This is a genomic window from Marinobacter sp. F3R08 (genome assembly GCF_018860425.1).
GTDB lineage: Bacteria > Pseudomonadota > Gammaproteobacteria > Pseudomonadales > Oleiphilaceae > Marinobacter.
In genome coordinates, this window is record NZ_JAHKPI010000008.1 from 1 (window position 1) to 21,248 (window position 21,248).

17 protein-coding genes and 1 pseudogene are annotated in these 21,248 nt (G+C 55.5%); 7 read left to right on the forward strand and 11 right to left on the reverse strand.

Annotated elements, in window-relative coordinates; genetic code table 11:
- The 3 genes and pseudogenes from KO499_RS01765 to KO499_RS01775 form a co-directional block, all read right to left on the reverse strand.
- Positions 1-188, reverse strand: a pseudogene (locus tag KO499_RS01765) (MFS transporter); the annotation flags it as partial.
- Positions 189-191: 3 nt separating this feature from the next.
- The gene (locus KO499_RS01770; protein ID WP_215982010.1) at positions 192-1,019 is read right to left on the reverse strand and encodes a CheR family methyltransferase; all 828 of its coding nucleotides are present in this window, start codon (positions 1,017-1,019) and stop codon (positions 192-194) included.
- A 37-nt stretch (positions 1,020-1,056) separates the two neighbouring features.
- Positions 1,057-1,986, reverse strand: coding sequence for a chemotaxis protein CheV (locus KO499_RS01775; RefSeq protein WP_215982011.1), 930 nt, complete (start codon positions 1,984-1,986; stop codon positions 1,057-1,059).
- A 189-nt stretch (positions 1,987-2,175) separates the two neighbouring features.
- Here KO499_RS01775 and flgA point away from each other — a divergent pair, with 189 nt between their 5' ends.
- From flgA to KO499_RS01790, 3 genes are all read left to right on the forward strand, one after another.
- Entirely contained in the window at positions 2,176-2,877 is a 702-nt protein-coding gene (gene flgA / locus KO499_RS01780) for a flagellar basal body P-ring formation chaperone FlgA (protein ID WP_215982012.1), read from the forward strand.
- 165 nt (positions 2,878-3,042) lie between these two features.
- On the forward strand, positions 3,043-3,369 hold the full coding sequence (gene flgM / locus KO499_RS01785) for a flagellar biosynthesis anti-sigma factor FlgM (protein ID WP_215982013.1): 327 nt from the start codon (positions 3,043-3,045) through the stop codon (positions 3,367-3,369).
- Between the two features lie 7 nt (positions 3,370-3,376).
- Complete coding sequence (locus tag KO499_RS01790) at positions 3,377-3,847, forward strand: flagella synthesis protein FlgN (RefSeq protein ID WP_215982014.1); 471 nt, start codon at positions 3,377-3,379, stop codon at positions 3,845-3,847.
- A 24-nt stretch (positions 3,848-3,871) separates the two neighbouring features.
- On the opposite strand, the gene KO499_RS01795 is transcribed toward KO499_RS01790, so the two are convergent.
- Positions 3,872-4,609 (reverse strand): pilus assembly protein PilB, encoded by a 738-nt coding sequence (locus KO499_RS01795; protein ID WP_215982015.1) that lies wholly within the window; start codon positions 4,607-4,609, stop codon positions 3,872-3,874.
- A 217-nt stretch (positions 4,610-4,826) separates the two neighbouring features.
- Between KO499_RS01795 and KO499_RS01800 the strand changes: the two genes are divergently transcribed.
- The 3 genes from KO499_RS01800 to KO499_RS01810 all read left to right on the forward strand — a co-directional run bounded on the left by KO499_RS01800 (position 4,827) and on the right by KO499_RS01810 (position 8,041).
- A complete protein-coding gene (locus KO499_RS01800) occupies positions 4,827-5,447 on the forward strand; it encodes a peptidylprolyl isomerase (RefSeq protein ID WP_215982016.1) in 621 nt (206 codons plus the stop codon).
- Positions 5,448-5,451: 4 nt separating this feature from the next.
- Positions 5,452-7,335 carry a bifunctional tRNA (5-methylaminomethyl-2-thiouridine)(34)-methyltransferase MnmD/FAD-dependent 5-carboxymethylaminomethyl-2-thiouridine(34) oxidoreductase MnmC gene (gene mnmC / locus KO499_RS01805; protein ID WP_215982017.1) on the forward strand — a complete coding sequence of 628 codons (1,884 nt, stop codon included), beginning with the start codon at positions 5,452-5,454 and terminating at the stop codon, positions 7,333-7,335.
- Positions 7,336-7,408: 73 nt separating this feature from the next.
- A complete protein-coding gene (locus KO499_RS01810) occupies positions 7,409-8,041 on the forward strand; it encodes a CBS domain-containing protein (RefSeq protein ID WP_215982018.1) in 633 nt (210 codons plus the stop codon).
- 11 nt (positions 8,042-8,052) lie between these two features.
- On the opposite strand, the gene KO499_RS01815 is transcribed toward KO499_RS01810, so the two are convergent.
- The 5 genes from KO499_RS01815 to KO499_RS01835 form a co-directional block, all read right to left on the reverse strand.
- The gene (locus KO499_RS01815) at positions 8,053-10,803 is read right to left on the reverse strand and encodes a hypothetical protein (RefSeq protein WP_215982019.1); all 2,751 of its coding nucleotides are present in this window, start codon (positions 10,801-10,803) and stop codon (positions 8,053-8,055) included.
- Between the two features lie 144 nt (positions 10,804-10,947).
- The gene (gene ligA, locus KO499_RS01820; protein ID WP_215982020.1) at positions 10,948-12,984 is read right to left on the reverse strand and encodes an NAD-dependent DNA ligase LigA; all 2,037 of its coding nucleotides are present in this window, start codon (positions 12,982-12,984) and stop codon (positions 10,948-10,950) included.
- Between the two features lie 73 nt (positions 12,985-13,057).
- Entirely contained in the window at positions 13,058-14,053 is a 996-nt protein-coding gene (gene zipA / locus KO499_RS01825; protein WP_215982021.1) for a cell division protein ZipA, read from the reverse strand.
- A 122-nt stretch (positions 14,054-14,175) separates the two neighbouring features.
- Positions 14,176-17,670, reverse strand: coding sequence for a chromosome segregation protein SMC (gene smc, locus KO499_RS01830; RefSeq protein ID WP_215982022.1), 3,495 nt, complete (start codon positions 17,668-17,670; stop codon positions 14,176-14,178).
- Between the two features lies 1 nt (position 17,671).
- Positions 17,672-18,355 carry a GntR family transcriptional regulator gene (locus tag KO499_RS01835; protein ID WP_215982023.1) on the reverse strand — a complete coding sequence of 228 codons (684 nt, stop codon included), beginning with the start codon at positions 18,353-18,355 and terminating at the stop codon, positions 17,672-17,674.
- 287 nt (positions 18,356-18,642) lie between these two features.
- Between KO499_RS01835 and KO499_RS01840 the strand changes: the two genes are divergently transcribed.
- A complete protein-coding gene (locus tag KO499_RS01840) occupies positions 18,643-19,569 on the forward strand; it encodes a GGDEF domain-containing protein (protein ID WP_215982024.1) in 927 nt (308 codons plus the stop codon).
- A 3-nt stretch (positions 19,570-19,572) separates the two neighbouring features.
- Here KO499_RS01840 and rluB read toward each other — a convergent pair whose 3' ends face one another.
- Positions 19,573-20,556 (reverse strand): 23S rRNA pseudouridine(2605) synthase RluB, encoded by a 984-nt coding sequence (rluB, locus tag KO499_RS01845; RefSeq protein ID WP_215982025.1) that lies wholly within the window; start codon positions 20,554-20,556, stop codon positions 19,573-19,575.
- Positions 20,557-20,595: 39 nt separating this feature from the next.
- On the reverse strand, positions 20,596-21,234 hold the full coding sequence (gene scpB / locus KO499_RS01850) for an SMC-Scp complex subunit ScpB (protein ID WP_215982026.1): 639 nt from the start codon (positions 21,232-21,234) through the stop codon (positions 20,596-20,598).
- Positions 21,235-21,248: the final 14 nt, after the last annotated feature.

The following is a 21,248-nucleotide window of genomic DNA, read 5'->3' on the forward strand; positions in this document are numbered from 1 at the left end:
TCCATTAACCAGGTTGCCGGTTTTATTGCCAGAACGGTGCCGACGACCACCAGACCAACAGGAAGCGTTGCATACTCAGGCGCAGGCGCGAGCATGCGCCCCTGAATGCTACCGATAAAAACAATAAAAGGCGCCGTGCACATCGCCAGCGCCTGCGCGGCGACCAGGACCCAGACATTAAGGGGCATGGGCTACTTTTTCCTGTAGATGATACCCGGATGGCACTGAACCATCTCATAGAGGTGAGGTAAACCGTTGAGCGACTCGGAGGCACCAAGCACAAGGTACCCGTCAGGATTCAGCGCGGTGTTCATCCGGGTCAGGATATCTTTCTTGAGATCTGCAGAGAAATAGATGAGAACGTTGCGACACATCACGATATCGAATCTGCCAGGCATGTAACGCTCAAGCAGATTCAGTTCCTTGAACTCGACCATACTTTTGATCTGCGGCTTGATTTGCCAGCCACCGTTAAGAGACGGCGTGAAGAACTGTTTCTGCCGTTCTGGCGACAGCCCGCGACCAATGGCAAGCATTTCATATTCGCCCTTGCGAGCCACTTCAAGAACGCTTTTGGAAATATCTGTGGCAGTAATTTTCACATCACGGAGCTTCCCGGGCTTGGTCCGTCGAAACTCTTCCACAATCATGGCAATGGAGTATGGTTCCTGACCGGTTGAGCACGCTGCAGACCAGATCCGGAGAGGCTGATTCGATTTGCGTTCTGCGAATTCAGGAAGCAGTTTTTCCTGGAGAATCCGAAAGGGGTGATTATCACGGAACCACAGAGTTTCATTGGTTGTCATCGCATCAATGACAACTTCTCGAAGCCCACCCCGCCCGGACCGCCTGAGGCGCTCGAGAAGCTCACCCAAGGTGTTCAGGTTATTCTCTTCAAGAATCCTGCGCAGCCGGCTCTTGACCAGATACTGCTTGTTTTCGCCCAGTAGAATCCCACACGCATCCTGCAGGAACGACTTGAAGGCTACATATTCCTGTGGCGTTATTTCCGCTTTCATTAGGCCTCTATTCTGAGTGAATTTTTACGCAGCCTCATCAACCCTGGTCGATGATTTCCATGACCCGCTCTGCCAGCTCATCCGGACTGAATTTCGCCATAAAGTCGTCTGCCCCGACCTTCTTCACCATGGCCTGGTTGAAGACACCACTGAGCGAGGTGTGAAGCATGACAAACATATCGGCGAAGGCCGGGTCACCTTTCACCTTCGTGACCAGGGTATACCCATCCATTTCAGGCATTTCAACATCAGAAATGATCAATGAGAAGTGGTCTTTTGCCCGAGAGCCGTCAGCAGTTACTTCCTTCAGATATTCGAACGCCTGCTTGCCATCATTCTTTAGAACAACTTCCATGCCTATCGCGGTGAGACACCGCTCTATCTGGCGCCGCGCAACGGACGAATCATCAACCACCAACACCGGGAGATGGCCGGGAACCCGATCAGCACTCTTGCTCAGAACCGCCTCGGTAACCTCTTCCCCCAGCGGAGAAACTTCTGAAAGAACCTTCTCTACATCAATGATTTCTATAAGCTTATCATCAATCTTTGTTACAGCAGTAAGATAAACGTCCTTTCCGGCACCTTTTGGTGGCGGCAGGATTTCTTCCCAATTCATATTCATGATCCGCTCAACACCCGTAACCAGAAAACCCTGCGTTTTACGGTTGTACTCGGTGATGATTACGAAACTGGTAGCCAGCGCTTCCTGCGGTATGCCGGGCATTCCGATTGCCATGCTTAAATCGATAATCGGTATTGTCTCACCCCGGCTATGAGCGACACCCCTGACTACGGGTCGACTGTTCGGCAAGGAGGAAAGTTTCGGGCACTGCAGTACCTCTTTGACCTTGAAGACGTTTATTCCGTATATCTGCCGACCTCTAAGGCGGAACAGTAGGAGTTCCAGGCGGTTCTTTCCAACCAACTGTGTACGCTGGTTAACGCTGTCCAATACCCCTGCCATCTAAAGCTCTCCTGCCTTGCCGGATTAACGCCGGCATATATCTTGCTGTTAGCTAGTGAAACGCCTGATTGACGGAATCCCGTCGCCTCAGTCGCGTATTAGCCAGGTTATCGGCCAGTAGAACCGATCCCTTAGCCAGTTGCGGGCTTTTGTGCCCTGTTTCTGACAGCATAGGACAAACTGACACGTATGCGTATCATCAATTTAGCTCTACTAATACTATTGTCAGGTGTGAGCGGCCCGCTGGTGGCTGCGACCACCGCTGCACAGATTCAGAAAGCCACCCTGGTTTTTTTACAGAATTTCGCCTCTGAACAAGCTAACGAAGGCTATACGGTTTCCTTTGAACCCAGCTCCATTGATAACCGGCTTGCCCTTGCCCAATGCGATCAGCCACTTGGAGTGGAATTCAGCGGTGATCCCTGGAAGAGCACCAACCCCTCAATGCTGGTGACCTGTGAAGGCGCTCGCCCCTGGCGGATGTTTGTCACTGCCTCCGTATCTATCCACGGGCCAGCCCTGGTAGCAGCGCGACCACTGGCTCGGGGAGAACGAATTACCGAAGCACTACTGACTCGGCAGTCTGTTGAGATCAATGCGTCCCGACGCGGCGTCCTTACCTCGACCGACGAGGCCATTGGCATGCAGGTAAGGCGTTCGGTCAACACCGGCTCACTGATCACTCCGGACATGCTTTCTGCACCGAATGCGGTCGAACGAGGCGACCATGTTATCATTACCGCCAAAACCGGCGGATTTTCAGTAAGTTCCCGAGGCAGAGCGCTAGCAAATGCGAGTGTCGGCCAGCAGGTTCTTGTGAAAAATCTGCGCTCGTCGCGGACCATAAAAGCCAGTGTTGTCGCACCTGGCCATGTTGAAATCCCGATGTGAGACCGGCTCGGAATAACCTTGCCGGAGCGGCAATTTTCTGCCGCACTCCCGATCGTCAGAACAGACAAAAAATTTTCTAAAGGTTTTCTCGGCGCCGCCGTTAAGAAGACATAAACTCGAGTAAGCGCCGCCCTCGCGTGGCGCAACAGGCAAGCAGGTAACGATATGTCAGTTGACTTAAATGGAATTGGCCCCGGCCAGGTCAACAACCAGAGAACCACGGCCGATAAGAGCTCCGGCACCCAGAACACCCGCCCGGCAACTAATGAGCAGGCGAAAACCCAGTCTCAGGGTGCCCGAGGTGAAAACGTCAGTCTGAGCAATCAGGCAAAGAACCTTAAGCAGCTTGAGCAGAAACTTGGTGACTATCCGGAAATGGATGACGACCGCATTGAGCAGATTCGCTCAGCTTTGGAAAACGGCACTTACAAGATCGACGCCGAGAAACTGGCCCAGAAAATGCTTGAGATGGATGAAAGCATTTTCGGGTGAGTAGACTATGGCCGCAATTGATGATTTGAAGACCCTTCTTCTCCAGGATATCAGCCAGCTTGAAACACTGGCTGAAATTCTCGGCAGGGAGAAATCCTGCCTGGCAAATTCCGACCTTCGCCAACTGGAAATTCTGACCAAAGAAAAGAATGACCTGCTGGACGCCGTTCGGGAACGCGCCAAACAAAAAATCCGTACGTTGGTTCAGATGGGCTACCGCCCTGAAAGCGGTGAGCCTTCCCGCTTTATTCGCGCAGCGGGCTTTTCCGAGCTCTTCGGCCTTTGGCAAGAAGCCGAACAGAACCTGCGCACCTGCCAGACACTGAACCAAACCAACGGCCGGGTAATCAGCCATCTGCAAAAGCGCCTTTCGACGCTAACCGATATCTTCCGTGGTGCCACTGGTCATCAAAAGCTATACGGTGCCAAGGGGCAGCAGACTACGGTATCGGGCAGCACGGTGCTTGCCAGCGCCTGACGTACGATCAGCCTGCCTGCAACGTTACCGGGTGTATATGGTCATCTGTGAGTCCGGGTGGAAACGGATATCGTGAATACTCACGTTACCCATTGACGCCCCCTGACTCCCGGTAACCCGAATATTGTCCATCCGGATTTCCTCGATACGTTCCGGAAACGCCAGCATGAGAGCCCCGTCTTCCCTTACCCGATAGCGAGGCTCGCCCTCCCGATAGTGCACACCTGAGACCGAAAAGTCCGAGTCGAGAAAGTTAAGAATTGGCACGAAGATGTTCGCGCTCAACTTCAGCCCCTCAGTGACGCCCGCGTCCTGTTCCCCGACGTCGGCTGCGTTGCCAGCCAGGCCACTGACAATACCGATACGCCGCAGCAGAGTCGGGTCTCCCTGGCCAGATATAGCCGCCAACTCCGTCTCATTCAAGGGCGCAAGCCCTCCTCTCTCATACAGTTCTCCAGACTCCAGTGCCGACTGTGATGCCTCGGCGGGGTTGCTCGCCGCAAACGTAACCATCGGTTGGAATGGCAATGTCACCATCGTGACGAGGGCTGCAGCATTTCGATACCGGGATTGATGCTTGAGAACCCGGGAGAGTTCCTTTTCGCTGATCCACCCGGCCTGGATGAATACCTCACCCAGGCGTTGCCCGGTATCTCGCTGAAGCCTCAGCCCCTCATCCAGCTGCCGTTCAGACAAATAGCCACGATTAACAAGCAGTCGCCCAAGGCGTGATTTCTCTTCAAATCCCTGACGGATTCTCACCCAATATCTCCTTTTGAACAGTGAAAACCGTACAACCCGGCCCGGTCTGTGTGATTCATGGCTTCCAGTACTCTGAAGGTTAGACGATGACAACAAAATCTGCGTGTATACAGTCCCCGTTTTAGCACTACCTTCTGTTAAAATCTGGCACCTGGTACAAAATTCGCTGAATTATCTCAGGTACAACACCTGCGAATAACACAGAGAGCGGCTACAAATGACAAACATGTTTTCCCCCCTGAAATCAGTGACACCACTATTGATAATGGCGCTCAGCGTCCTGTTGGCGGCTAACAACGCTATGGCCCAGAGCAGTGGACAGAGCGACGACGAATCGCTTCCGACAGTCCGTATGGTCACCAGCGAAGGTGCCATCGAACTCCAGCTTCGCCCGGACGTTGCGCCCGACACTGTTGCCAATTTTCTGCAGTACGCCAGAGATGGTTTCTTTGATGGCACCCTTTTCCACCGTGTAATCCCCGGATTCATGATTCAGGGCGGTGGCTTCACCGAGGATCTCTCCCGTAAACCAACTCGCGCCCCCATCCGCAATGAAGCCAAAGAAACGCTGCCGAACCTGCGCGGTACCATTGCCATGGCCCGGACCAGTGCACCGGATTCCGCAACGTCCCAGTTCTTTATTAATCTCTCTGACAACGGATTCCTGAATGCCGGTGTCCGAGGTCCCGGCTACGCAGTATTTGGTAAGGTCACCCAGGGCATGGGTGTTGTAGATGCCATTGCCGGAAAGCCAACAACCCGGAAACAGGGCATGGCCGATGTACCGGTTGAACCTGTGATCATCGAAACCGTCACCGTGGTCGAATCCAAAGACTGACACCATGAACCGGCCACACCTTTCGCCCCGAATCGAGCCTGCTGAGCTGGCATGGAACGATGGCGTCCCCGAATCGATCCGGTTTGGTGATGTCTATTTCAGTCGTGACAATGGCCTGGAGGAAACCCGGCACGTTTTTCTAGGGCACAACCAGCTGCCGGAACGATTCTCTGAGGTTCCTGAAGGCGGAAGCTTCGTCATTGCCGAAAACGGCTTCGGGACCGGCCTGAACTTTCTCGCAGCCTGGCAGGCCTGGCAGAGCCAGGCCCCGACTCATGCGGCTACCCTGCACTTTGTCTCCGTTGAGCGCTTTCCCCTGACCCGTGAGGACCTTACGCGGGCCCTGGCGTTATGGCCGGAGCTGAAAGCGCTGGCTGACGAACTGCTCCAGCATTACCCACCACTGGTGCACGGGGTGCACCGATTGGTCCTGAACGGAGGCCGGGTCCGGCTGACGCTGTTTTTCGGCGACATCAATGACGCATGGCAGTCCCTGGACTTTAAGGCAGACGCCTGGTTTCTGGATGGATTCGCTCCCTCATGCAACCCGGACATGTGGCTGGAAAACACCATTAACCAGGTCCGCTCCCACAGCAAACCGGGTACAACGCTGGCGACATTCACCTCGGTTGGCCGAATTCGTCGTGCTCTGATTGAGGTCGGATTCCGTATGGAAAAAACCTCTGGATACGGTCGTAAACGGGAAATGCTGAAAGGCATTCTCGAAGCAAAGGATCCACTCCGGCCCCAGAGCCCTGATACCATTGCCATCATAGGTGCGGGCATTGCGGGCTGCAGCCTGGCCCGAAATCTGGCAGATCGCGGCTACCCCGTGGTATTGATTGACTCCTCCTCTCCAGGAGCCGGTGCTTCCGGTAACCTGCAGGGCGCCCTGTATGTGAAGCTGGGGGTGGAGTTCAACGACCAGACCGAGCTGGCCCTTACATCGCTGACATTTGCTCAGCACTATTACAGCAAATGGGGCGATCAATACTGGCACCCAACCGGCTTGCTTCAGCTTGCTCACAGTCCCCAGGAAGCCGATCGGCAGGCGAGATTCCTCCAGCGCAACGACTACCCTGAAGACATTCTCTATCCCGTAAATCGGGAGCTCGCCGGGAGGCTTTCAGGTGTGCCCACACAATCTGGCGGGCTGTGGTTTCCCCGCAGTGGCTGGTTAGAACCCGGCAACCTTTGCCGCGAGCTGGCAGAACATCCGCTGATTACAACGCAATTCGATATGAGCGTCGAAAGTCTGAAAGCTTGCAGCGGGAAATGGCGTATCTGCGCCCAAGAAGGCGCCACTATCACGGCCGACCGGGTAGCCATATGCGCCGGCCATGCAAGTCCGGAACTGATCCCGACAGAGCGTCGCTTCCGGCTGAAAGCAATACGGGGCCAGGTGACCCATCTTCCCCAATCGACCCTCATCAACCCGAAGGCGGTGATCTGTGGTAACCGCTATCTAAATCCGGCCCTTGACGACATTGCTGTGACCGGTGCCACCTTTGATCTCCACGATAATAACCCGTCGATTACAGCCGAAAGCCATAACGAAAATATCCACGAAATCAGTTCGATGCTGCCCTCGCTGTTTTCCGCCAGCATCGGTGAGGTTCAGAACGAAGATCTCGATGGCCGCGTTGCATTTCGTTGCACCACCCATGACTACCAGCCCGCTGCGGGGCCGGTTTTCAAGACTGCGATGTCAGGTCTGGATGGGCTTTACCTTTTGACGGGCCTAGGCAGTAAAGGTCTGACGTACGCTCCGCTGCTGGCCGAATACCTAGCCGATCAACTTACCGGACAGCCAGCCTGCCTTCCCTGGAATCTGGTGAGACGTCTGGAACCCCAACGTCTGCACCAGACCGACGTGGCAATATCGTAATAATCTTCTCCTGAAGTTTCCGGTCAGACAGCCGATAACCGGTAAAACGGCGACACAGTCATGGAGAGAGTCAATGTCCATTTTTGTCAGCGAACCCGGCCGCCCGGTCGGAACCAGGCTACCGGAGGCATTCCGGGCACGGCCTGTGGGAGACGTGACCGAGCTGGCAGAAACCCAGTCGATCAACCCGGGCCGAAGCGAAGCAACGGACGCGGAGTTTCAGCAGGCAGCCAATGCGGGGCGATATAAGGCACTGGAAGAGTACGGTGCCGCGCCAGCCGGAGAACGCCGGGAAGACCGCCCTTACCTGCCCGTATCCAGTATTGCATCGCCTACGCTATATTCCGTTCCAGCCTCCGCAACCATCTCCGAAGCATTGGCCGAAATGGATGAACGCCAGGTCCACCATCTGGTGATTTTGACGGAGGATAACGTTGCCGGTCTTGTCGATCTGCGCTGGCTTTTGGGCTGGCTTCACGAGCAGGAGGGCAATGCCTTGAATCAGAGTCTGGTTCACATTGAGCTTCCCGCCTTCCTCACTGCGTCCCCCGAGACAGATGCCCATCAGCTTGCAAGACTGATGCTCGCCCATCAGCTCAATGCCGCGCTGGTGGTGGATGCCAAAGGTCTGGCCGCCGGGATTGTGACCAGCACCGACTTCTTGCGACTCTACGCCAATGCCGGTCGACAGGAAGGAACGGTCTAACACGCCGCTGATCAGTTCAGGGGTGTTAGCAACCGACCTTCCGGGCTGAACAGAAGCACGTACCAATCATTGCCCTTTCTGGTTAATGCCGGGATTTCATCATCGCGGTAATTCTCCAGAACCAGTATCTCCGAATCGTCGGCCGCCAACTGGTAGCGCCAATCGTTTCTGAAGCCAGTGTCTTCACTGTCCGTTTCAACTTCCGAATTCAGCGATACCCGGGCCACTATGCCCTGGGTCATTCCGGACACAACACCGCCACTGGCAAAGTCTCCGTTTGTGGTACCTGCCACAATCATGTCACCGTCAAAGTCGGTCAGCCCCTGAAGGGTTTCCGTGGATTGATCGCTCTCATCATTGAGGGAAAACGCCTTGCTGACGGTACCTGAAGAGGAATACTCCAGAAGAATCCCGGCGCTGCTGGATAATGGCTCCCGCTCCAGCACAGGCGCTTCGCCTTCCTGCTCCAGCACCGAGTACAACCCCTCACTCGCCCCTATCAGCCAGAGAGAGGTCTCCTGAAACAGCCCGCCGGAGATCCGCTCGTCACCGGTAGTACCGACCTGATAAATCCCGAGGTCGCTGGTTGCACTGGCGACGTTGAAGAAAAAAGCATCAATGCCACCCAGAACCTCAGCCCCGTCCACCGAGCCTTTCGCGGAACCGAACAGTCCCGGTCCAGAGGAACTCGCACTGCCTCCGGCGACACTGTCATCAGCAGCCGAACCAGCCTGTCGGGTCCAGGCGATAACAGGTTGCCGGCTATTGCCATTCAGCTCGGTATCGATGCGTTGCAAAAAACTGTCTTTACCCCCCGAGGCGTGCTGCTGATCAAACGCACCTTCAGTCTCACCGGCCACAACAACATAGCCGGTGTCCTGGTTGATTCCGGCCCAGCGCACCTGATCATTGGCATCTGTTCCGGATCGCAACGTCCAGGATGGAACGTACTCTCCGTCATTGCTTGCCGTGTCAAACCAGTACAGCGATATCACTGCATCCTGGCCACCTAATGCCGTTGTCCCTTCAACCGGTTGAGCCGTGCTATAGGCAACTACAAATTCAAAACGGTTAACCTTTGCCCCGTCCTGCGTCACCTTACGCTGTACAACACCAATAACCGGATCCGGAGCCAGCACACCAGTACTGGCTGAGGGTACCGGCACCTGCTGGAGCTGGGCTCCCCGTTGATCGAAGATACGCACGAGTATCCTGTTGTTATCCAGCGTGTCGCGCCCGACAACAAACAACCGGCCGTCGTGCCCCAGCGCCATGTCTGTTGCAACAAAGCCATCGCCATTGCTCAGTGCAAGAGGCGATGTCAATTCGTTGATACTGATCCGGATCAGGTGCTCAGTTTCGGCTCTGGCGTATTGCTCACGGCCAGCCTGAAAACGCTCGTTAATGCCCAGCAACACGAACTGGTCACTGAAGGCCGGGTTGGCGTAACCGCCAGCGGGTACTCTGATGCGGAATGGAACGTCATTGGCGTCTGCAGGAAAAACCAGTTCGTCAGCCTCAATCCAGTTTCCGTCTTCCTTACGCTCAATAACAAACTCCGACCCCAGTCTCGCGGTAGACTCCCCGGAATGGCTGAGTTTGGCATAAACTTCCCGGTCTCTATCGCCCGAAAGGCTCGCAACGTACTCCCTCACGTCACCGACATTCAGGGTATCCCTGACTCCACCCTTAAGGGTTCTCAGTGACAGCACGGGCTCGTTATCCTGAATTGAGAGGCCGGAAACTACCCCTCCATTGCCACTGCCGAGTCCAGCCAGACCAGAGCGCACCTCGGTGAGCGCCAACCGGAGCGATTCCACCGGCTCGGGGAAACTGTCATCAACGATCTCGAGCGGGAGGTAGCACTCAGTAATGCCCGGCTCGAGTGTAATAACGCCCCGGGTATAAAAGCCCTCCTGATCAAGCTCATAACTGATGTAGTCCAATTCATTCTGACCGCTCTCATCCCGGGGTGCCGGACTGTTGCTGCCGAGCCCCACAATGTCCTTACCCAGAACCACATCACCTGCATTGGAAGTACTGTGATCGCAGTTCTGGTGCGGCGGAGTGAAGCCAACGTCGCAATGCGACGGGTTGTAGTCTGACAGAAGCTCAAAGGCAACAGAGACTCGCGTCACCGAGGGTTGATCCAGTAGAACCTTTACGAAAACCCGTCGGGTCGGGAGGGTCAGTTCCGTGCTACCCGACACAGAGCCGTCTTCGTCATAAGTGTTGACGGTAAAGCGGTGTTCGCCCTCAACTTCGAGGTCAGGCAAGGCGCACTGTTGCCGGTTGGTGGCAGCAATTTCCGGGCTGTCACCTTCCGTGAACAACTCAGCCTCCAGAGAGAGAACGTTGTATTTTACATCGATATTGAAGGGCTGAACGCCGGCCATCCGGGTATCGGTTGTAACCAGATTGATATCTTCGTTTTTCCCCAGGTCAGCCTCGCCCCGATCTCCTCCGGTAAGGCCGGGAACGCCGCGCATGATCACACCCTGGCGCGCCTTGTTGCTGGTATCTTCAAGCGCCAGCCAGGACGGCGCGTTGGTCAGCGAGTAATCAAGGATCTCCTCACCACCATAGGCTCCGAAATTGTAAGAATATTCAACGCCAAGATAGGCAAACACCGGGGGTACGCCGAGAATGGTGGGCTGATCCGGATCTTTTTCCGTCTTACAGGCTGAGAGCCCGAGTGAGAGCAAGACCAGTACAGTAAAATAGCGAACAGGATGAATGCGGAAGTAACAATCGGCGCCCATGAAAAAATCCGTTTCAATCGTTGTTGTTTTGGAAGCGTTCGCCCGGTCGGAGCAGAAACACCGGGCGATTTACACACCGTTACAGAACAACGCCATGGTAGCCAATTTGATACGCAGGGGATCTGCGCGAGTTCTCAGATTCTATTAGCCCGCCTCCATGCCATGCTCTTTCAACAAAGCAACCAGGCCGGCTTCATCCAGAACAGCAACTTCCAATTGCTCGGCTTTTGCCAGCTTGGAACCGGCAGCCTCCCCTGCAACTACGCAGGAAGTCTTCTTTGAGACACTTCCGGCCACTTTGGCACCGAGGGCCTCCAGCTTCTCCCTGGCTTCGTCACGGGTCATTCCGGCCAGTGTACCGGTCAGTACCCAGGTCTGACCTTTCAGGGGCTTATCTCCCTTCTGGATCTGCTCTTCCTGCCATTCCACACCCGCCTCGCGCAGGGCATCCAGGGTTTCACGATTATGGGTCTGCTCGAAAAAGCTCTTGATATGGCCAGCGACGATCGGCCCGACATCAGTCACGGTCTGCAGCGTCGCCTCATCAGCCTCGGCAACGGCCTCGAGAGTCCCGAAGTGCGCTGCCAGACTCTTCGCGGTAGCCTCCCCGACTTCGCGAATACCAAGGGCATACAGGAAACGCCAGAGGACCGGTTTTCTGGCCCGGTCAATGGCGGCAACCAGGTTAGCTGCCGACTTTGCGCCCATGCGATCGAGCTTTACGAGATCGTCCGTTGTCAGTCGATACAGGTCGGCTACGGTTTGTAGCATGCCCTGATCCACCATGATGTCGATCCATTTGTCCCCCAGGCCTTCAATATCCAGAGCTTTCCGGGAAGCGTAATGGCGGATCGCCTCTTTTCGCTGGGCCGGGCAGAACAGGCCTCCCGAACAACGGGCAACAGCCTCCCCATCAATCTGGATCACATCCGAATCGCAGACCGGACAGCGGGTGGGCATGTCGACTTTTCTGGCACCCGCAGGGCGCTTTTCCGGAACCACCTTGACCACCTGTGGTATCACATCTCCGGCACGGCGGACAAAAACCGTATCGCCAATATGTACATCAAGGCGGTGAATCTCGTCCATGTTGTGAAGAGTTGCATTGCTGACAGTAACGCCGCCTACGAAAACGGGCTTCAGCCTGGCCACGGGCGTAACGGCGCCGGTGCGACCAACCTGGAACTCGACATCCTCGATAACCGTAAGCTCCTCTTGTGCCGGAAACTTATGAGCAATCGCCCATCGTGGCGCACGGGAGACGAACCCAAGGGCATTCTGCTGATCGAGGCGATCTACCTTGAACACAATGCCATCAATCTCATAAGGCAGGGTGTCCCGTTTCATCATCAACTCGCTGTAGGCCTCAAGGCACTCCTGCACCCCTTTCGCCTTGCGCATTTCCGGATTGATCCTGAATCCCCAGCGTTGAACCCTCTGGAGGCCCTCCCACTGGGTATCAGGCAGGAGGCTCTCATCCGTCACTGCCACACTGTAGGCACACATTTCCAACGGACGTCTCGCCGTCACCGTGGACTTCTTCTGCCTGAGGCTGCCAGCCGCCGCGTTACGTGGATTGACGAATGTTTTCTCGCCACGCTCTGACAACCGACGGTTGAGCTTCTCGAACCCGTCTTTAGGCATATACACTTCACCACGGACTTCAACCAGATCGGGCACGTCATCTCCGCGGAGCTTGAGGGGCACCGAGGGAATCGTCCGGATGTTGGCGGTTATATCCTCTCCGGAGTAGCCATCCCCCCGCGTAGCGGCCGTGGTCAATACACCGTTTTCGTAATGCAGACTGACGGCCAGGCCGTCCAGCTTGGGCTCGCACACGTAGTCCACGTCTTCACTGATACCGAGCCGATCCCTGACCCGACGATCAAAATCACGCAGCTCGTCTTCACTGAACGCATTATCCAGCGACAACATAGGCAGCCGGTGAACCACCGCTTCGAAACTGGTTTCCGCAGAACTGCCAACGCGCTGTGTAGGCGATGTTTCAGAGGCCAGCTCGGGAAAATCAGCTTCCAGAGCCTGCAATTCCCGGAACAGCCTGTCGTATTCAGCGTCCGGGACACGGGGGTCATCCAGCACGTAATACCGATAGTTGTGATCATCGATCACTGAACGGAGTTCTTCTACACGCTGAATACTCTCGGGCGTGGCTTTACTCATGGACTGGCACTCTCGTCTCTTAAAAAAATGCCCGGAATAAACCGGGCATCGGGCCATCTTATACCGCCGGGTTTCAGACTTTCTGGGATCGCTGCTTCCGCTCGAACTCCCGGATCCTCTGGCGGCAGTGCTCAATCGTTTGGGGGGTCATCACACTCCTGCGCTCATCTTTCAATTCGCCACCCAGGTTGCGAACGACGCACTGGGCGGTCTCGAGCATGAAGTCAAACGCCTGCATCGAATTGTTGGGCCCCGGCATACTCATGAAAAAGCTGATCCCCGGCGTAGTGAGGGCGGGCATGTCGTCCGGTTTGAAAGTGCCCGGCTCCACGGCATTGGCGACACTGAACTGAACCGGGCTGGTGGTGTCGGATACCTCGTGACGATGGTAAATATCCATGTCCCCGTGTTCCAGACCGCAAGCGTCGAACAGTTTCTTCAGCGCCGGCCCCATGAAGTCCTCGCCGCTCTTTGCCAGGACGTTGATAACAATTACTTCCCTCGCCTCAGGTCGATTAGAGCCCGCCAGAGGCTGACCACTGACTGGTCGAGAGGGTTGGCGTCGAGCCGTATCCTCTTCCACTTCGGACGTGACGGTCGGAGGAACGGCATCCGCTTCATCTTCGACCGCTCCCCAACCCGACTCCATTTCGGTCTCATCAGAATCAAGGCTGGACAAGCCGAAATCAGGCTCCGAGTGCACAGGTTCTTCATGACGCTCATCCCGTGGTTCCGGCTGCTCTGCCTGTGGATCCGGTTTCCCGGAATCGGCAGCGGCAGTCACCGGGCGAGTCGGCTTTGGCTTCAGAGCCCCGAATCGTCTGGGCTTTTCGGACTTTACATAGCCCCGCTCTTCGAGGGTGTCGCGGGAAATGGTCCGCGCGCCACCATTGGGCAACTCTGGATTGTATTCGTCATCAAGTGGCGAATTCTCAAGTTCGTCAGCACCCATACCAGAGGAAATCTCCATGGATTCCTTTCGGGCACGACGCATCCGTCGAACACCATCAATGATAATGCCGATAATAACCAGGGTACCGATGGCAATTAACCATTCCCTAAGTGACATAGTGCTGCTGTCCTGTTTGCAGATCCCGTAACGATGCTACTCTAAGAAAAGCCCGTGTTGAATACAACGCACACCCGGGCCAGATGGCGTTTTTGTCATGCTTGGCCATTTTCTGGACAGCCTCAAGCCTCGGCGAGTGCTGCTGCCTCATCCACGTCGACCGACACCAGGCGCGAACAACCCGGTTCATGCATCGTTACCCCCATCAGCTGATCCGCCATTTCCATGGCGATCTTGTTGTGAGTAATGTAGATGAACTGCACCTGCTTTGACATTTCCTTGACCATATTGGCGTAGCGGCCCACATTGGCATCATCGAGTGGTGCATCCACCTCGTCCAGCATACAGAAAGGTGCAGGGTTGAGCTGGAAAATCGAAAACACCAGAGCAATCGCGGTAAGGGCCTTTTCACCACCTGATAACAGGTGAATGGTGCTATTTTTCTTGCCTGGCGGCCGCGCCATAATAGCAACACCGGTTTCCAAAAGATCCTCACCGGTCAGCTCGAGGTAAGCATTGCCGCCCCCGAACACCTTCGGGAACAATGCCTGAAGGCCTCCATTCACCTGGTCAAATGTCTCCTTGAAGCGCTGCCTGGTTTCCCTGTCTATCTTCCGTATGGCGTTATCCAGCGTCTCCAGAGCTTCCATCAGGTCTTCATGCTGAGAGTCCAGATAAGTTTTACGCTCACTCTGAACCTGGTATTCCTCAATGGCTGCCAGGTTGATGGCACCCAGACGCTGTATTCGATTACCGATGCGCTCCAGCTCGTCGGCCCATTCTTTCTCGTTCGCCCCCTCAGGAAGCTGCGGCAGAATGTCTTGCAGCTTTACGTCCAGTTCCTTGAGCTGTTCCACATGGTTGCCTGAACGGATCTCCAGCGCCTGGGATTCCATTTTCAGTTTTTCCAGCCTGGACCTGACGTCCTGAATCCGGTGGTCCGTGCCGCTTCTGCCCTGTTCTTTCTCCCGGACCTCCCGGTCGATTTCTTCCAGAGAATCGCGAGCGGTCGAGAGCTTTTGCTCCTCCGCCAGTCGCCGGTCCAGCAACCCTTCAAGTTGCATCTGGAGATCTTCAACGGGTTCCTCCGCGCTTTCCCGGGACTCCCTCAGAATCTCCAGGCGCTCATCGATGCGTTCCTTCTGCATCTGCATCCGGTCAATGGTCTGCCTTAAACCGTCTCGCTGACTGTTCAGCGTCTGGAGCTGAAGCTGCAACTGATGCGCGTGATCCCGATCGTGCCGGGCTTCCTGCCGCAGTCTGTCGAGGTTCTCACGCAGGCTGTCACGTTGCTCGAGCAGCCGCTCTTTCTCTTCATCGCTTTCTTCGGTAGACGCCAGCGCTTGCTGCCATTCTTCCCTTGCATCCTGAAGGCTCTCTTTCTGTCCCTCAAGATTTTCAGAGACGTCGTTGATGTCGTCTTTGATTCGTTGCAGACGGGCATCAATCTGCTCAGCTCGCGCGCGCAGACCACTCACCCGGGAAGACAGGGTACCCAGCTCACGGTCTGCCTCGCTCAGACGAACCTGCGCCTCGTCTCTGGTGGATTCGGAGCGCTCGGCACGTTCCTTGAGCTCATCCAGTTGCTCGCTGGCCACCTCCAGTGCTTCCTCAGCTTCGGTCAGTTGAGCATTCAGTTCGGTGACTCTTTTCTGGCGTTCAATCACCCCGATCTGACCTGCGTCCGAATCCGGCATCAACACCCAGTCCCGTGATACCCAGACGCCCTCGGGAGTTATCAGACTCTGCCCCTCCGGAAGGCCGGAACGCATAAGCATCGCGTCAGACACAGTCTCGACGACATCAATCCCCCGAAGCAACGACGCTATTCCCGGAACTCCCGAAACCTTGGCCCCAAGACCGGTGTCTTCAGTGTTTGCGTGCGCTCGGCTCTCAACAACCGCCAGCCCCTTTGGCGCTTCTCTCATGGCCGATGACAGTTGATCAATTTCCGGAAGGCAAAGGCCCTGGGTAAAACGTCCGATTACCTGTTCAACGGCAAATTCCCAGCCATCGGCTATCTGTAGCTGACTGGCTACCCGGGGCATGTCGTTTAACGCGTTCTGTGACAACCAGGATTGCAGGACGTCATCCCCGCCACCCATCTGCTCATCCAGCAGAGATTGCTGGGACTCCAGAGACGCGCGAAGGCTCTGAACCCTTTGACGCGCTTCAGAGGCTGTCTGTTCAGCCTCTCGCTGACGCTGCCTGGCTTCATAGAGCTCGTCCTGAACCATCGTAATGCGCTCAGTCGCTTCGTCACGCTGGAGTTCAAGAGTTTCCTGCTGTTCCAGCAACTCTTCGAGCTCAGCACGGTCCATCTGGCCTTCCAGTAATTCCTGTTCATCCTGAAGTTTGCGCTGCCGAGCCAGCAATTGCTCAATGGCGTCCTCAAGAGAACGTATCCTGGACTGGGACAATTCTGCCTGGCGACGGGCATCCGACGAGCGGGCACTGAAATCTTCCCACCGGTGCTGCCAGTCACCCATTGCATCTTCGGCCTGTTGCAGAGTTTCAGTCGATTCCTCTGCACGTATTGCCAGCGCTTCCTGCTCGGGCTCGATCATGTCGAGCTCTTCCTGGATAGCTGCCAGCTTATCCTCGTCCTGCTCCAGCTCTCGGGCCAGTTCTCGCTGATTGGCCATGGCCTGGTCCAGCTCGGCTGCCATCTGCCGACTGCGCTCACGCTGGTGCTCAAGACTCTGCTCAATACGGGCGATATCGGCACCGGCTTCGTAATAGCGGGCCTGAGCCCGGTTGAAATGCTCCGTACGCTCCTGGTGATTGTCTCTGAGAGACTCCAGGGAGGTCTCCAGGCTTACACGTTCGGTCAGGTATTTCTCGAGCTCAAGTTCGGTATCCCGAATTTTCCCCCGCCAGGCCTGCAGGTCATTATCCAATGACTGCCAGCGAAGCACCGTCAATTCAGCTTTCTTCTGGCGCTCTTCCTGTTTGTAGGCTTTGTACTTTTCCGCGGCGGCCGCCTGACGTTCCAGATGCTGTAATTGCCGCCCCAGCTCCTCGCGCAAATCGGTCAGCCGCTCGAGGTTCTCCTGAGTGCGTCGGATACGATTTTCCGTTTCACGGCGCCGTTCCTTGTATTTGGATATACCGGCGGCTTCCTCGATATAGATCCGAAGTTCTTCTGGTTTAGCCTCAATCAACCGGGAAATCATGCCCTGCTCGATAATGGCGTAACTACGAGGACCCAGCCCGGTGCCCAGGAAAAGATCCGTAATATCCCGTCGCCGGCACTTGGAGCCATTGAGAAAATACTCGGACTGCCCTTCTCTTGATACCCGACGGCGAACGGAAATCTCGTTAAAACTGACAAACTCACCGGGTGCTGAGCCATCACTGTTATCAAACACCAGTTCAATCGAAGCCTGACCCACTGGCTTGCGCGCACTGGAACCGTTGAAGATAACGTCGGTCATGGATTCGCCACGCAGATACTTTGCAGAGCTTTCCCCCATGACCCATCGAACCGCGTCGATAATGTTGGACTTGCCACAGCCATTGGGGCCGACAACGGATGTCATATTGGTAGGAAACGGAACCGTGGTCGGATCGACGAAGGATTTGAAGCCAGACAGTTTGATGGACTTCAGCCGCATATCAGGCGCTCACTTCCTGGCGTAGAATCGTCAATACCTGCTCTCGCTGGTGCTCCCCGAATGCGCGGATAACAGCCTGCAAACGTTCAGGTTCGTCATTAACGGCAGCATCCGCCAATTGCCGGAAAAAGGTTGCTGTCTCGGCGACCTCTTCCCGAAAGTGTTCTAGCGCTACGAAATAAGTACGACTGATGGCCGGTCGGAAGTTCTCAAGTGTTTCTTCCAGAAACGGGTTCTCAACCAGACCGTAGGCGTAGCGCATAACACCGAATCCGGCATCAATGACCTGTTCAGCCGCATCTGCACTGGTGGCATTAAGGGCATCAATCACCGCCTGCAGTTCACGGACCTGACTCATAACGCCCTCGAGCTCCTTTCCGGACCAGCGCTCAAGAACCTTGCGTCCAAGCATGCAAAGCAGATCAATGTAAATGTCATAAAGACTATTGACGCTCTCAGGTGTAAGGCTGGAGACGACGGCTCCTCGTCGCGGGAATATCTCGATCAGGTGCCGTCGCTTGAGAATCAGTAGCGCTTCGCGCACTGAACCACGGCTGACGTTCAATTCTCCCGACACCTTCAGTTCCTGAATGCGTTCGCCGGGTTTGAGATCCCGTGTAATGATCCTCTGCCCCAGATGCTGGGCTATTTGTTCAGACAGACTTTCCGGGGCCTGAAACCTCATAACGTTAGTCACTCATTCCTGAAGACGGCACGATTTCAAACGCAGAAGTTTAACACAGGGAATCTGTAGCCCCATCCCCTTGTCTGACATTTTGACCGCCACCCGACCTGTGCCGGCAAATCAGTGCCGTTTTTTTGACGGAGATCCGAAGATCACCAACCCAAAATCTCAGATCCGACTGCAAACCAGGCGCCTATCCGCTGTTTTAAATGGCTTTTCTTAACCAGGCACGGTTTCTGCTTATCACAAGAAAAGCACTGTAACCTTCTGCGACAGAGTGAGCTTTAGTGAAAAACATACCGTCGATTCAACACTCTCCTTCCCAGCCCCAGAAACTGGCTGCGCTGCGCCAGGCACATCAGGACTGGACCAACACTCCGGATGTACTCACCCGGCTAACCCGCCGCCTGTCCACTACTCTTTCTCTGGAACAACAGCTGGCCATTCTGGCTGATGAGCTGGTCGCTATCGTGCCCTTTACTGCGCTTAACTATCGGCATCAGATCGGTAAGCAGGATTTCGTCTACACCACTGGCATGGGTGGCCCTCACCGTTGCGAGTACCGGCTGAGCCTTGAAGGCGTCTCTTACGGGACGCTGGTACTGCATCGTCGCCAGCGCTTTTCGGAACAGGAACTCGAGGGGGTAGAGATGATTCTCAGTGCGGCGATTTGCTCACTTCGTAACGCCTGCCGGTATGCTTCTATCGAACAGGCATCGCTGACCGACTCACTCACAGGCATTCCCAACAAGCGCGCCCTGGACGACGCTCTCCAGCGTTCCAGCCTCCTGTGCGAACGTCACGGCGGGCCATACTCGCTCGTACTTTGCGATCTGGATCACTTCAAGATGGTCAATGATGCCCACGGCCATGTGGTGGGAGACCATCTTTTGCAGATGGCTGCAGCGGAGATCGAGAATTCAATTCGCACCTCCGATACGGTGTACAGGTTCGGTGGGGAGGAGTTTGCCATCATGCTGCCGCATACGTCAGAGCAGGATGCCAGGGATGTAGCAGAAAGGGTCCGCAATGCGATCGCAGCCATCCGGGTAGATGGCGGAGAGAAGGAATTGACGGTAACCACCAGCTGCGGTGTGGCCACCTTTTTACCGAACGAATCACCCGAAGCCTGGTTAGCGAGAGCGGACGAAGCGCTTTATGATGCGAAACACCAGGGTCGCAACTGCACCCGGGTGTTTCCCACCATTTCTTGACCATCAGTTTCTGGGAGTTTTATTCCTGCTTCGTTCGTTCTTTGAAGCTCGGCCCGCGGGCTTGGCTGGCCTGGAGTCACTGACAGCCCACTTCCTGCTGGGCGTTTTCTTGCCTCCACGGCCAGGACTTTTGCGGCTTTGGCGATCGTGGGCGGCTTTTTCGTCTGGCGTTTTCTGTGGAATATCGACCTTCTCCAGCCCGACAGTCCGACTGAGGGTATCCACTGCCTTCTGGTCCAGCTCCTCCCATTTGCCAACGATTAACCTGCTCGGCAGAAATATTGGCCCGTAGCGCACTCTCTTCAGACGACTGACCCGAACACCCTGGGACTCCCACAAGCGTCGCACTTCCCGATTCCGGCCCTCCAGCAACGTTACGTGGAACCAGCGATTCATTCCGCTGCCGCCGGCGGGAGAGATATCGGTAAACTTCGCCATGCCATCTTCCAGAAGCACGCCCTGGAGCAACCGCTCAATCATGGCATCGTCTACTTCCCCAAAGATACGAACTGCGTATTCCCGGTCGATCTGATTGGACGGATGCATTAACCGGTTGGCCAGCTCCCCGTCCGTGGTAAAAAGCACCAGCCCCGTAGTGTTGATATCAAGCCGACCTATCGAAATCCAGCGGTGCTCTTTCAAGCGTGGCAGCCGATCAAACACCGTCGGCCGTCCTTCAGGATCTTTCCGCGTATTAACCTCGCCTTCTGGCTTGTTGTAAATCAACACGCGCCGCATCACTTCAGCCGCGCCGGACACCTCAAGACGCCTGCCATCGAGTTCAAAGCGATCTTCTACCGTTGCTTTTTGTCCTGGCGCCGCCGGTTCACCGTTTACTGTAAGACGGCCTGCTTCCATCCAGCCCTCAATCTCCCGGCGTGAACCGATACCCGCCCTGGCGAGCAATTTCTGAATACGCTCAGGTTCGCCCTGACTAATGTTTTTCTGGGCTGGTCTGGCTGGTTTTCTGGGGCGATCTGCCGCCATGAATTCAATCCTTAATCTCTGACTGACACCCGAATGGTCTCAGTGAAGTGTCTCGTTCGAAGCTTCGTCGTCACTCTCGGCAGCCTTCGAATCGAATTCGATCTCTGCCTGCATGTTCTTTTCAATCTCCCGGCCAATCTCCTCAAGATCACGAACTTCATTCAAGGGCGGCAACTGATCCAGGCCCGTGAGGTTGAAGTAATCCAGGAACTGCCTGGTTGTCGCATACATAGCCGGTCGACCGGGGACATCTCGATGTCCTACTACACGTACCCACTCTCGCTCAAGCAGCGTACGAATGATATTGCTGCTTACCGTAACACCCCGGATATCCTCGATCTCACCCCGGGTGATGGGCTGCCGATAAGCTATGAGCGCCAGCGTCTCCAGCAACGCCCGAGAATACCGTTGCGGTTTTTCCTCAAACAGGCGGCCAACCCAGGGAGAAAATTCCTCGCGTACCTGGATACGGTAACCACTGGCCACCTTTTTCAATTCGAAACCACGACCTTCACACGCGGCTTCCAGAAGCATCATTACGTGCTCCATAACCTGCCGTGCAGGCCGCTCATCTTCACCAAACAACTCCCGGAGCTGGTCGAGAGATAGCGGTTTCCCTGCAGCCAGCAGAGCCGCTTCGGCAATAGCCTGGATTCTCAGCAGGTGCTCTTCGTTCATAGCGTCTAATCCGT